This is a genomic window from Kaistella yonginensis (genome assembly GCF_030409525.1).
In the GTDB taxonomy this organism is placed as follows: Bacteria; Bacteroidota; Bacteroidia; order Flavobacteriales; family Weeksellaceae; genus Kaistella; species Kaistella yonginensis.
Genome location: NZ_JAUFQB010000044.1, coordinates 1 through 11,988, shown reverse-complemented (window position 1 = coordinate 11,988; position 11,988 = coordinate 1). Strand labels below are relative to the sequence as shown.

General features: G+C 30.1%; 13 protein-coding genes. All 13 read right to left on the bottom strand.

Annotated features, from left to right (window positions below):
* Nucleotides 1-206: 206 nt before the first annotated feature.
* Nucleotides 207-1,277, bottom strand: a complete 1,071-nt coding sequence (locus QWY78_RS09540; RefSeq protein ID WP_228420482.1) for a bifunctional methionine sulfoxide reductase B/A protein — start codon at nt 1,275-1,277, stop codon at nt 207-209.
* 91 nt (nt 1,278-1,368) lie between these two features.
* Nucleotides 1,369-1,968, bottom strand: a complete 600-nt coding sequence (locus tag QWY78_RS09535; protein ID WP_228420483.1) for a peroxiredoxin family protein — start codon at nt 1,966-1,968, stop codon at nt 1,369-1,371.
* Nucleotides 1,961-2,500, bottom strand: coding sequence for a peptide-methionine (S)-S-oxide reductase MsrA (gene msrA, locus QWY78_RS09530; RefSeq protein ID WP_116098106.1), 540 nt, complete (start codon nt 2,498-2,500; stop codon nt 1,961-1,963). Before msrA (QWY78_RS09530) ends, QWY78_RS09535 begins: the two co-directional genes overlap by 8 nt.
* A gap of 18 nt (nt 2,501-2,518) precedes the next feature.
* Nucleotides 2,519-2,971, bottom strand: a complete 453-nt coding sequence (gene msrA, locus QWY78_RS09525) for a peptide-methionine (S)-S-oxide reductase MsrA (protein WP_116098108.1) — start codon at nt 2,969-2,971, stop codon at nt 2,519-2,521.
* Between the two features lie 21 nt (nt 2,972-2,992).
* A complete protein-coding gene (msrB, locus tag QWY78_RS09520) occupies nt 2,993-3,436 on the bottom strand; it encodes a peptide-methionine (R)-S-oxide reductase MsrB (protein ID WP_116098130.1) in 444 nt (147 codons plus the stop codon).
* 280 nt (nt 3,437-3,716) lie between these two features.
* Nucleotides 3,717-4,538 carry an AraC family transcriptional regulator gene (locus QWY78_RS09515; RefSeq protein ID WP_116098110.1) on the bottom strand — a complete coding sequence of 274 codons (822 nt, stop codon included), beginning with the start codon at nt 4,536-4,538 and terminating at the stop codon, nt 3,717-3,719.
* 18 nt (nt 4,539-4,556) lie between these two features.
* Nucleotides 4,557-6,188, bottom strand: a complete 1,632-nt coding sequence (pruA, locus tag QWY78_RS09510) for an L-glutamate gamma-semialdehyde dehydrogenase (protein ID WP_116098112.1) — start codon at nt 6,186-6,188, stop codon at nt 4,557-4,559.
* 11 nt (nt 6,189-6,199) lie between these two features.
* The gene (locus tag QWY78_RS09505) at nt 6,200-6,859 is read right to left on the bottom strand and encodes an aspartate/glutamate racemase family protein (protein ID WP_116098114.1); all 660 of its coding nucleotides are present in this window, start codon (nt 6,857-6,859) and stop codon (nt 6,200-6,202) included.
* 6 nt (nt 6,860-6,865) lie between these two features.
* On the bottom strand, nt 6,866-7,810 hold the full coding sequence (locus tag QWY78_RS09500) for an L-histidine N(alpha)-methyltransferase (RefSeq protein WP_116098116.1): 945 nt from the start codon (nt 7,808-7,810) through the stop codon (nt 6,866-6,868).
* A 15-nt stretch (nt 7,811-7,825) separates the two neighbouring features.
* A complete protein-coding gene (locus tag QWY78_RS09495; protein WP_116098118.1) occupies nt 7,826-9,076 on the bottom strand; it encodes an acetyl-CoA C-acyltransferase in 1,251 nt (416 codons plus the stop codon).
* On the bottom strand, nt 9,073-10,539 hold the full coding sequence (locus QWY78_RS09490; RefSeq protein WP_290219217.1) for a BCCT family transporter: 1,467 nt from the start codon (nt 10,537-10,539) through the stop codon (nt 9,073-9,075). The genes QWY78_RS09495 and QWY78_RS09490 overlap by 4 nt, the downstream gene beginning before the upstream one ends.
* On the bottom strand, nt 10,529-11,074 hold the full coding sequence (locus tag QWY78_RS09485) for a hypothetical protein (protein ID WP_123904566.1): 546 nt from the start codon (nt 11,072-11,074) through the stop codon (nt 10,529-10,531). Before QWY78_RS09485 ends, QWY78_RS09490 begins: the two co-directional genes overlap by 11 nt.
* A gap of 10 nt (nt 11,075-11,084) precedes the next feature.
* Nucleotides 11,085-11,885: a hypothetical protein gene (locus QWY78_RS09480; RefSeq protein WP_290219208.1), complete on the bottom strand. Its 801-nt coding sequence runs from the start codon at nt 11,883-11,885 to the stop codon at nt 11,085-11,087.
* Nucleotides 11,886-11,988: the final 103 nt, after the last annotated feature.

Below are 11,988 nucleotides of genomic sequence, written 5' to 3'. Positions count from 1 at the left end.
CCAACGAGTTTCCCACATTCCAACAAAATTTTAACAATGACAACAATAAATTATTAACAAAAAACTCTACTTTTGAGTGTGCCTAAGATGGGTGAGATTACAATAGCAGTTGTTTTTTACTATATATTCAATTTTAGCAAAATCATCGCCAACTCTCATTACAAACATGTTTAAATCTGGATAATGTTGAATTCCTGAAGTTTCCATTATTTTTTAATCCTTTCTTTAAATATTTTTTCAAATTTTTCTATTTTGGGTTGAATCACCATTTGACAATAGGGTTCTGATATATTGCTCGCATAGTAGTCCTGGTGAGAATTCTCCGCTTTATAAAACTTTATTAGAGGTTTTACTTCCGTTACTATAGGGTTATTATACACTTTTGCTTTGTTAAGAGCAACAATAATTTCTGTTGCAATCTTTTTTTGTTCATTATCTTTATACAATATAATAGATCTATATTGTGTTCCTGAGTCTGCTCCTTGACTATTTAATGTAGTTGGATCATGAACTGTAAAAAACACTTTTAAAATCTCTTCAACTGAAGTTTTATTAGGGTCAAAAACAATTTGAGTTACTTCCGCGTGTCCAGTTTTACCAGAGCTTGTTTCATAATAAGATGGATTTTTTGTTTGTCCTCCTGCATAACCCGATACAACAGACTTTACACCATCTAATTTTTCGTATATGGCTTCAATACACCAAAAGCAACCGCCTCCAAGAGTAATTGTATCAGAAGTAGCTTTTACAATTTCTTTTTTGGTTTTTGAAGCAGGTTCAAACGACAACGAAACAGAGTTTACGCAATATCTTTTCCCAGTTTCTGTTGGCCCGTCATCAAAAATATGCCCTAAATGTCCGTCGCATTTAGCACAATTTATCTCCACTCTTTTCATGCCTAAAGTAGTATCTTCTTTCGTGGTAATTTTTCCACCTGCTATTTCTTTGTCAAAACTAGGCCAGCCACAATGTGAATCAAACTTCATTTCATCTGTAAACAACTCATTACCACATCCAGCGCATTTATATATTCCTATCTCTTTATTGAGTAATAATTCTCCTGTAAATGGTTTTTCTGTTCCTTTTTCTCTTAAAACATAATATTGTTCAGCAGAAAGTTCTTTTTTCCATTCGGCATCTGTTTTGTTTACAGAACTTATTGCTAAATTTTTTATTTTTTCTGCTTCTGAATTTGAAGTGCTTTGTGCACAAGATTGTAATGTGAAGACTGTAAAAACCATCATTGCAATTTTTATAAAATTGTTTTTATTTTTCATGCTCTCTGTTTTTATATTTATTGTTTTTAAATAAACCTCCAAGCTATTACACTTGGAGGAATACCAACTAATTAACCTAATTATGAAAAAACTACTTTATTGTTTGCAAAAATTCAATTGCTTTTTCTGTATTTAAATGATAATCATTAAAAACAACATTGTCATCTTGATCTATAAATATAAACCAAGGCGTTCCCCCAGTTCTATAATTATACATTATATTAGAAATGTTTCTTGTGGAATCATCTCCATTGTCTTGCCCAAAAGGAATTTTTAAATTATACTTTTTTTGTACTTCAAGCATTTTCTCATAAGTATTACTACTTGCACCTTCAAATACTGTTTGAACTGCTAAAAACTTAACGTTATCATTATCCTTTAAAGCATCAGTCATTACTTGTAGTGATGGCAGTCCAATGCTATGACAACCTGGACACCAGCTTTGAAAACAGTATATGACTTTAAACTTTCCTTTATAATCAGATAATTGAATTGGCTTGGTTTTATTTCCGTTTTCATCTACCCATTGTTCAATTTTCCATTCAGGAGCTTTTAGACCCTCTATCCCATAATTATTTTTTGTTGTATCCATTTTTTTTACTTTTATTTTTATACTATCTTCTTTTTGCCCCTTACAACCGAAAGTTGTAAACATCAAAATCATTAATAGTAAATATTTTATCTTAAGCATTTTCTTTTAATTTATCAGCATACATTTTTCGGAGTTTATTTACCTTTGGAGTAATTACAGCATTACAATATCCTGCTGAATTATTTTGATTATAGTAGTTTTGATGATATGCTTCCGCTGGATAAAAATCACCAAGAGGACTAATTTCAGTTATTATTTTATTATTAAAAATTGGATTAATTATTGCAATGACTTCTTCTGCTACAGTTTTTTGGTATGTATTGTGATAATAAATTACTGATCTGTATTGTGTGCCATAATCTGCACCCTGTTTATTTAAGGTTGTTGGATCATGACTAGTTATAAATACAGCTAATAACTCATCGTAAGTTATAATCTCAGCGTCAAAAGTGACCTGAATAACTTCTGCATGCCCAGTATTTCCATTACAAACCTCTCTATATGTTGGGTCTTTTGTTGTTCCGCCTGTATACCCAGAAATTACTTTTTCAACACCTTTTAATCTTTGGATTATAGCTTCTACACACCAAAAGCATCCTCCTCCTAATGTAGCTTTTTGTATATCTTTCATTCTTTTTGTAAATTTTTATTAAGCATTTACCCTACAACTCCCATGGTAATCTTGATGATAATCTTCTGCTTCATAAAATTTATTTAATGCTTTAATTTGAGTAGTGTATTTTCTAATCCCATTTTCATCGCTTAGCGTTTTTTCTATTGCTTCTTTTTGTTCATTATTCCGGTACAAAATAATGGATCTATATTGTGAAACAGAATCTGCATTTGAACTAGAATTTGTTCCGTATTTAACGATAAATTTTTTTGTTAGGGCTTCTAAAGAAATTATATCTGCATCAAACTCAACGTTTACAACTTCTGCATGTCCAGTTCTTCCACCGCATACATCAGAATAAGTAGGGTCTATTGATTCTCCTCCTGCATAACCAGAAACAGCATCGATAACTCCAGGAATATCTTGTAAAAACTTTTCTACTCCCCAAAAACAACCTCCTCCAAAGGTTATAAATTGTATGTTTTTCATTTTAATTGGTTTTTGATATTATTAATCTATTTTTTTCATCGACACTGAATTAATACAGTATCTTAAACCACTTGGTTGTGGTCCATCTTGAAACACATGCCCTAAATGACTATCGCAGACATTACACATTACTTCGATTCTAATCATTCCAAAAGAACCATCTTTGTGATATTTTATGGCATTTTCCTTAATTGGAAGTGTAAAACTTGGCCAACCTGTTCCACTATCAAATTTTTCACCTGAATCAAATAATTCATTATCACAACAAACACAACCATATTTACCTGGTTCATACCTTGAACAATGCTCGCCAGAAAATCTAGCTTCTGTTCCTTTTTTTCTTGTGATGTAAAATTCTTCTTCCGTTAATTGTTGTCTCCATTCTTCATCTTTTTTTTCAACTCTTCTATCTGGTGCTGGATTTCCATTGTTTGCAAAGTTTAGTACATCGTTCCATTTTAATATTTTATCTTTCATAATGTTTAGGTTTTAATTATTAAACAAAGTTATATACACATTCCTTTTTACTTATATTTTAAAATACCTTTTTATTTGTTTATTTTTCCTTGATTATTGATTTTTTACCAATCGGTTAAAATGAGAAATATTTTATATTTGTAAAATTATTTTCTTTTAAAACAAAAGCATTAAAGGAAAAACTTACTTTTCTATTGCAAATTTACTCAACAAAAAAAAGGAAGTTCTTTTTTGAACTTCCTAAATATTTATAAATATTTCCTTTAAATTAATTATCCCGAATAAATGTAGGTGATTTGTTGGTGTGCTTTTTTATAAAATTACTAAAAGCTTGAACATCACTAAAAGAAAGTTCTTCCGCAATTTCTTGTATTGGAATTTTCGAATATTTTAAAAGTCTTTTTGCTTCAAGTAATCTTCTATTATTGATAATTTCAATAGGAGATTTATCTATATGCATTTTAAAAAAATTAGACAATGTTTTTGGTGATTTAAAAAGCATGTCAGCATAAGCAGCAACTGTTGTCTTGGTTTTAAAATGTTTTTCTACAAGAAAATTATATTCTCGAATTATTCCTATTGCCTTAGAATCTTCATTAATATCTAAGTTTTGCTGCCTGTATTTTCTAACACTTAAAATTAAAAATCTTTTTAACAACGATTTAAGCATTTCTAAAGAATAATCGTCTTTCTGTTCAATTTCCATTTCAAGAACTTTCCAAATTAATTCGAATTGTTTCTTTTCCTCATGATCGATTCGAATTTTTGGAATTGTTGATGCCCCAAAAAACAAGAGTCCTTTACAACCTACATCACTATCATGATTTTCAACACAATAAAAAGGTTGATTAAACTGGATTACTCTTAATTTTTCAAATTCAATTTTCTGTATCGTATGAAAGCTGGTTAAAAAAAGAAAACAATCTTTTTTAACGGCTATTGGCTGGCTATCTATTATAAATTCTGCTTTAGTCCCAATATTCCATATAACAGACAATCCTGTTTTTAAGTCTTTATTAAACATGTACATTCTTTCAGGAACTATCTCTGATACAAATAGATATTCTTCTAACGTGCCTTTAAAAACCATATAGTTATTTGCTTAATTTTATTTTTTATCCATAAATGGATATTTATAATTTGTAGGCGGAACTAAATTTTCTTTTATAGTTCTAGCTGATGTCCAGCGAAGCAAATTAATTTTAGATCCAGCTTTATCATTAGTACCACTTCCTCTTGCACCTCCAAAAGGCTGCTGACCTACAACCGCTCCAGTACTTTTGTCATTAATATAAAAATTACCTGCTGATTGATTTAGCCTGTTGCTTGCAACTTCAATTACTTCTCTATCTTGGGCGAAAAAAGCACCTGTTAAAGCGTAAATTGATGTTGAATCTACTAAATCTAGAATTGCTTCAAATTCACTATCTTCATATACATATAAGGTTAAAATTGGTCCAAACAATTCCTCACACATCGTAACATACTTTGGATCATTAGTTTTAATTATTGTTGGCTGTATAAAGTAGCCGATTTCTTTACTGTTTATACTTTGGGTTATTACTTCTGTATTTGAATCCGCTTTGGCAGCTTTAATATATGAATTTAATTTATCAAAACTTTTTTCATCAATAACTGCATTCATAAAATTTGTATAATCTTCTGGGCTGCCAATTTTTATTGCATTTACTTGTTCTACTAATTTTTCTTTTACTGCCGGCCAAATACTGTTTGGAACATAGGCTCGTGAAGAAGCAGAACATTTTTGCCCTTGATATTCAAAAGAACCTCTTATTATTGCTGTTACAAAAGCATCGATATCTGCACTTGAATGTGCCATAATAAAATCTTTTCCACCTGTTTCCCCAACGATTCTAGGGTAAGATTTATATTTTTGAATATTATTCCCAATTTTTTGCCAAATATTTTGAAAAACTGCAGTGCTACCTGTGAAATGAATCCCTGAAAAATCTGGGTGATTAAATATAACTTCTGCTGCATCAGGGCCTGTTGGAAATATCATATTTATTATACCTTTTGGCAATCCTGCTTCTTTATATATATCCATCAAAACTTTAGCACTGTATATTTGTGCATTACTTGGTTTCCAGACTACCACATTGCCCATCATGGCAGCACTTGTTGGTAGATTACAGGCAATCGAAGTAAAATTAAATGGAGTAAGTGCAAAAACAAATCCTTCTAATGGTCGCCACTCTAATTTATTCCAAACACCATCTGGAGATTCTGGTTGTTCTTTATAAATTTCTGACATAAAATGAACATTAAATCTTAAAAAATCAACTGATTCACAAACGCTATCGATTTCTGTTTGATGAACACTTTTACTTTGACCTAACATAGTTGCTGCATTTAACTTTGCCCTATATTTACCCGCAATTAAATCTGCAGCTTTCAAAAAAATACTTGCTCTATGTTCCCAAGACATATTAGCCCATTGTTTTCTTGCATTGAGTGCTGCATCAATAGCCATGGTTACATGCTCTTTTTTTCCTTTGTTATAAAGCCCTAAAGTATGGTTATGATTGTGTGGTGATACTATATTTATTTTTTCAGAACTTGTAATTTCATTTCCATTGATATACATTGGTATATCAATTACTTCTGATTTAAGTTTTGCTATAGCTTCATCAAGCTGAATTCTTTCAAAACTTCCAGCGACATAATCTTTCACAGGTTCATTTACAGGTTTTTTAGGTGTAAAAATTGCATTTGACATAATGTTTGTTTTTATAAGTTTTCTATTGCTTTTTTAATTTGTAGAGTTGCCATGTCTATGAAAAGCGAATTTTGATTTGCCAAAACAGAAAGTTCTGTACAGGCAAGGATCACTTTTAAATTAGGTTGACTTTGGGCAAATTCTGTCAGATATTTTTTTTTGTAATCAAGATTGCCGTTATATATTTCTATTCTTATTTTTTCGATTTCATTGATAACATTTTCGGTTACTTTAGTCACATAAATATTATTTTGTTTAAGTTTTGATTGAATATAATTTCCTTCCATTGTGTATTTTGTACCTAAAATAATAACATTTTCTATTCCATTTAATTTAAGATGACTAATTAGTAAATCTAATGGATGGATTATTTTAAAATTAAATTTTTCTGTAATGATTAAATTATCTATTGCTTGGTGAATCGTAATATTAGGAATAAGTAGCTCCCTAACTTTCAATGAATTTATATAATGAAGATAGGGGAGGATGTTCCCATTTATATTAATAAAATCATTAGGTAAAAAAGGATTAATTTCATTAAAATTAATATTTACCATTGTAAAAGGACAAGTATTAAATCCTCCATGCTTTTTGTTGTAAAACAAATTTAGAAGTTCTATATAGTAGGTTGTTGATTTTGAGCCTAATCCTATAATTCCCAATTTATTCATTATTGTCTAATTTTTTTCTAAAACATAATTTGCAAAAAATTGTTTAGAATCTGTTATTTTATTTTCCCATCTAATATCTGTTTTAGAAAGAATTTGTTTTAAAACCTGGTCATCGTATTTTCTGGAAACTTCGGTATGAATTAATTCATCTTTTTCAAAATAAAATTCAATCCCATCAATTATAACGCTTTGTTTTATTTTACTTTTAATATAACTTTTTGCAATTCCTATATGTTCATCATATGTTGGTGCATGTTCAAATTGCGCTCTATTAAAATTGGCCCCAAGTTCCTTATTTATTCTATCGAGTAAATTTAGATTAAATTCGGCAGTTACGCCTTTACTGTCATTGTAGGCGGGCAAAACAATTGCTTTAGGTTTTTTTAGGTCTACTCCAAGAATTATCTTATCCCCTTTAAAAAGATTACTCCCTAGCTGATAAATAAATTCGGTAGCAAGTTCATCAACTAAATTTCCAATATTTGACCCTAAAAACAAAATAATTTTTATTGTTCCGTCTTGTTTTAGATTTTCTAGAGCTTTAAAATAATCATTATGATTAGGTTTGACTATTAAGGTTGGAACTTCAGTTCTTAAATAGGATTTAATTCCATCTAAAGCATTTTGAGATATATCTACTGGAAAGTACTCAAAATTAATATTTTTATTAACCAATGCTTTTAATAAATGTACCGTTTTTGTTCCGTCTCCAGCACCTAACTCAATTAAGCTATATTTATTTTCTTTGTTTAAACTTAGTGCAGATATAATATCCTCTGTTTTTTCTTGGAATATCTCCATTTCCGAACGTGTTAGATAATATTCTGGCAAAGCCATTATTTGCACAAATAAATCATCTCCTTTTTTATCATAAAAGTATTTAGATGGAAGAGATTTTTGTGGTGTTTTACTTAGCCCGTCAAGAACCTCTTTTTTAAATTGATTTAACATTATATTTATTTCTAATTAATTTCCTATTAATACAACTGCACCCAAACCACCATCTGCACAAACACTTATTACCGCTTTTTTATTTTCTCCTAGCTGATGCAGTTCTTTTACGGTTTGGCTTAATATTCTAGCTCCTGTTGCTCCAAATGGATGACCTATTGCAATACTACTACCATTGGGATTTAATTTTTTCATTGGGAATTTTCCAAAATCAAAATCGACACCTAGTTTTTGAAGATGCTTTTTATCTTCAATTTTTATAATAGTTGCAAGGACCTGCGATGCAAATGCCTCATGTATTTCCCAGATATCAATGTCATCGTAATTTAGCTTGTTTCTTTCGAGCATTTTTGGAATAGCAACTGTTGGTGCCATTAAAATCCCTTCTTCCTCAATATTTACTCCTGCCAATTCCCAGTCGAGCAATCTAGCTTTATATGGAGAATTAATTTTACTAATTGCATTTTTACCCGCAACCCAGACTCCAGCGGCACCATCTGTAAAAAGAGAAGAATTGCCAGCTGTTATTGTCCCTTTTTCTGAACGATCAAAAACGGGTTTTAAATGCGCTATTTTTTCTACAGATGTTTCTTTTCTTGGGATGGCATCTTTATCTAAACCAAATGCTGGAAAATATAAGTCTTGGTAAAACCCATCTTCTTTTGCTTTAAAATAATTTTTATGACTTAGCACGGCTAATTCATCTTGTTCTAATTTTGGTACATTTAGCCTTTGTCCTGTAATTTCTGCATGCTGACCCATACTTTTTCCTGTACTTCTATTTACACTTTGTGGTGTCTGAATTCGAAGTGAAAAAAAACCGGGGATTAATTTTAATTTATCCATGAAAGATTTAGCTAAAGAAAAATTCTTAATCCAATTTGAAGATTTATCATTTAGCCCAATTTGAACATTACTAAAAGACTCAACACCACCTGCTATTGCAGTTTCGTCATCTGAAATCATACTACTTGCTTCTATAGCTGCAAGTAAAGAGCTGCTACATGCTAAAACTGTAGAAAAAGAAATTGTTTCTTCTTTTAAATTAGAGTCCATTACGACTTCTCTAGCGATGTTACTATACTTTAATGTTGGTACGACTGTTCCCCAAATTACGAAATCGGGTTTGGCTTTTGCTTTTTCTACCATTTTATTTAATACTTCTTTCGACATATCAAGTGCAGATACATTTTTAAGCTCTTTTTCTGCTTTTGCAAATGGAGTTCTTAACCCAGTAGCAATCCAAATTTCATTTTTAACTCTCATTTTGTTTGTTTTTTAATTAATTTATTTACGAAAGAAATTATTATAAATAGGTATAAAAGGCTAAATGGCAATGCCAGAATGATAAGTAAGTTACTAATTGCATTCAGTAAGTCGTTACTACCAACTGCGCTCAGCCCGATCGCGGAAGCTGTGATGATTATGCCCCAAAATATTTTATGTTTTTTTGATGGGTCTTCCTTTCCGTGATCGCTAAATATTCCTAAAACAAAAATAGCGGAATCGACTGAATTAATTATAGAAACTAGTACTAGAATAGTTGCTGAAAAAACAGTAATAATAGAAAGAGGGTAGTGCTCTAAAAAAATAAACAAAGAAGTGAAAACATTATCGAATTGGCTGATGCTTGAATTTTTTACAATTTCGAAAGCACTATTCGCAAAAACAGAAAACCAAATTATGGTTGCAATTGTAGGCACTAAAATGGTCGCAAAAATAAATTCTCTTATCGTTCTTCCTTTTGAAATTCGAGCTATAAATATTCCAGTAAACGGAACCCAAGCCAACCAAAAAGCCCAATAAAAAACAGTCCAATCTTTAGTAAATCGCTCTGAAGCTTTAAAATTCCCTACTGACAAACTCATTTCGAAGAAATGAATAATATAATGATAAATTGCGTAGATTGTATTGTGAAAATAATTTTGAAAATTAAGAAAACAAGCTACAAATAATAATAATAGTAATGATACAATCATGTCAAAATCGGCCAAGTATTTAATCACTTTTGAAATTCCTGTTAGAGCAGACAGTGTTCCTATTATTCCTATTATTGAAACTGTAATCAGCAGTGATTTATAGCCTAAATCTAAATTTAAATATTGATTTAAACCACCTATAAATTGACTTGTACCCAAACCAAGAGAAGCAATAACTCCTGCAATAGTGATTATTATAATGAACAAAGGGATGGTTTTTCTTAATAAGCTGTTTTTAATATTCGATACAATTGCTGTTAAAAAATTCTTCTCATTTCTGTTATAAAGGTTGTAAGCAACAATTAACCCAAAAATGCTATACATTGCCCAAGGAGTAAGCCCCCAGTGGAAAAAAGTGTATTGAAGAGCTATTTGCTTAGAATCATAGACTGTTATAGGTGGTTTTTGCAAATAAAACATTGGCTCTTGAACTGCTCTTAATAACAATCCTGAGCCCATTCCTGTACTATACAGCAAAGCAATCCAAGAGAAATAGGAATATTCTGGATTTGTTTCTCCCATTTTTTTTCTACTAAAAGGCAAGAAAACGATTATTAGTGTAATTAGAACGATTAGTAAGCCAAATGATAAGTAGAAAACTCCAAATTTATCTAAAATAAAATCATTTAAAAAAGACAAAAAAGACATCAACTTTTTAGGAAATAAAATTCCAACAAAACAGAACATAATACTAAACATAATGCCTGAAAGAAACATCTTATTATTGTAAAAAGTTCTCTTATTTAGCATATACTACCTTTTTTAATCTATCATCTTTAATTATGCTTGTTACCATCCATACATATTCCCTTTTTTCTTTATCAAATCCTAACGCTTTAAATGAATTACCAAATGGACAAGCAGGCATGTCAGGATAGTCTATTCGTAATTCAAATCTTTCAGGATTTTGATTAAATATATCTTTATATATTTTAGGCATCCCATATTTCATTGGCGAGCTATCTTCACAAACATACATATCCATAGGGACTTTTAATTTTTCTGAAATAAGTGTATCGTCGTAATAATAAGACCCCATTAGATCAATTAAAAGCCCTTTGTTTTGCGTTTGTTTGTCTTTAATTGTAAATAAAAACTGTGAGTCGATAGCATTTTCTGTGATTTCAAATTGAAAAGCATTTTCCACATCAAAATCATTATGAGCCAAACATTTGTTTGAGTTTGTACAAATTAGGTTATTTCTATCAACAATATAATCGTCTTCATATCCTTTAGCTCTTAATTCAGTAACTGCACCCAATAGATTATTTTCGTTTAATTTCATCTTAAAAATATTATTTGTTTAAAAATTTATTTGTTGTTTGTTTTAAAAATAGTGCTCCGTTAGAAAGGAAAAGATCAACTTCGTTAGGTTCTTTAAAAGGATAAATAACTCCTTTCCAGTTTGAATTCATCCAATATCCAAAATCAAGTTGCTGGTTTATATTAGGCAAGAATGCTTTTCCATCTTTATAAAAACTATTATAGAAATATGGGAATTCAGAAATAGCATCTGCAGGTGCATATCCTCCAAATTGTTCCAATCCGTCTGGATGTTTACAATATATCCCTGTATCAAAATTATAAGGCCAGATTCTTACTTCACTTTTAAAATTGTTATGGGTTAAAAGCTCTAGCAATGTATTATTTACATTAGTCCTAATTTTTTCAAATAAATGGATGGCGTTTTTACTTGGTAAAAAAGGTTTTTCTGTATATGATAGATACTCTGGGTATGGTAAATCCATATTTTGGATTTTTCCCCCTTCCAATCCAATAAGATTCAAATTGTTTTGGAAAGTTTTAATTATGTAATTAAGATTATTATTTCTTGTTAGAACCATTGGTTCCTTAAGTTTAGGGCAGTTGGTGGCAATATGAAAATGAAAATGATTTGGGTGGTATTCAATGGTAGCTATAAAATTATTTGGCAATACTATTTCTCTTGATTTTAAAACTTTTTTATCACTATCCCAAACCATATTAGTATGGCTAAAATCATCTTGTTTTAATAAATATAGGTTTGAGATTTCACCAATTATTTTAGCATAATTATGAATGCTTTTTTCAGCTAATATGTAGTCATTAATTTTCATGTAATCTTCCCCAAAAATAAGAACATTTAAAAATATAGTTTTTAAATTTGGAAGACTATGAAAAACAGTAAATTTTCAGAAGTTCAGATCATCAAGATTTTAT

What these genes read in the sequence shown, in the direction of transcription:
- msrA (WP_116098108.1), bottom strand. Translation starts at nt 2,971, where the DNA reads ATGAAAAACATACAATTTATAACCTTTGGAGGAGGTTGTTTTTGGGGA.
- QWY78_RS09490 (WP_290219217.1), bottom strand. Translation starts at nt 10,539, where the DNA reads ATGCTAAATAAGAGAACTTTTTACAATAATAAGATGTTTCTTTCAGGC.
- QWY78_RS09485 (WP_123904566.1), bottom strand. Translation starts at nt 11,074, where the DNA reads ATGAAATTAAACGAAAATAATCTATTGGGTGCAGTTACTGAATTAAGA.
- msrA (WP_116098106.1), bottom strand. Translation starts at nt 2,500, where the DNA reads ATGAAAGATATACAAAAAGCTACATTAGGAGGAGGATGCTTTTGGTGT.
- QWY78_RS09540 (WP_228420482.1), bottom strand. Translation starts at nt 1,277, where the DNA reads ATGAAAAATAAAAACAATTTTATAAAAATTGCAATGATGGTTTTTACA.
- QWY78_RS09535 (WP_228420483.1), bottom strand. Translation starts at nt 1,968, where the DNA reads ATGCTTAAGATAAAATATTTACTATTAATGATTTTGATGTTTACAACT.
- QWY78_RS09480 (WP_290219208.1), bottom strand. Translation starts at nt 11,885, where the DNA reads ATGAAAATTAATGACTACATATTAGCTGAAAAAAGCATTCATAATTAT.
- pruA (WP_116098112.1), bottom strand. Translation starts at nt 6,188, where the DNA reads ATGTCAAATGCAATTTTTACACCTAAAAAACCTGTAAATGAACCTGTG.
- QWY78_RS09495 (WP_116098118.1), bottom strand. Translation starts at nt 9,076, where the DNA reads ATGAGAGTTAAAAATGAAATTTGGATTGCTACTGGGTTAAGAACTCCA.
- QWY78_RS09515 (WP_116098110.1), bottom strand. Translation starts at nt 4,538, where the DNA reads ATGGTTTTTAAAGGCACGTTAGAAGAATATCTATTTGTATCAGAGATA.
- QWY78_RS09505 (WP_116098114.1), bottom strand. Translation starts at nt 6,859, where the DNA reads ATGAATAAATTGGGAATTATAGGATTAGGCTCAAAATCAACAACCTAC.
- QWY78_RS09500 (WP_116098116.1), bottom strand. Translation starts at nt 7,810, where the DNA reads ATGTTAAATCAATTTAAAAAAGAGGTTCTTGACGGGCTAAGTAAAACA.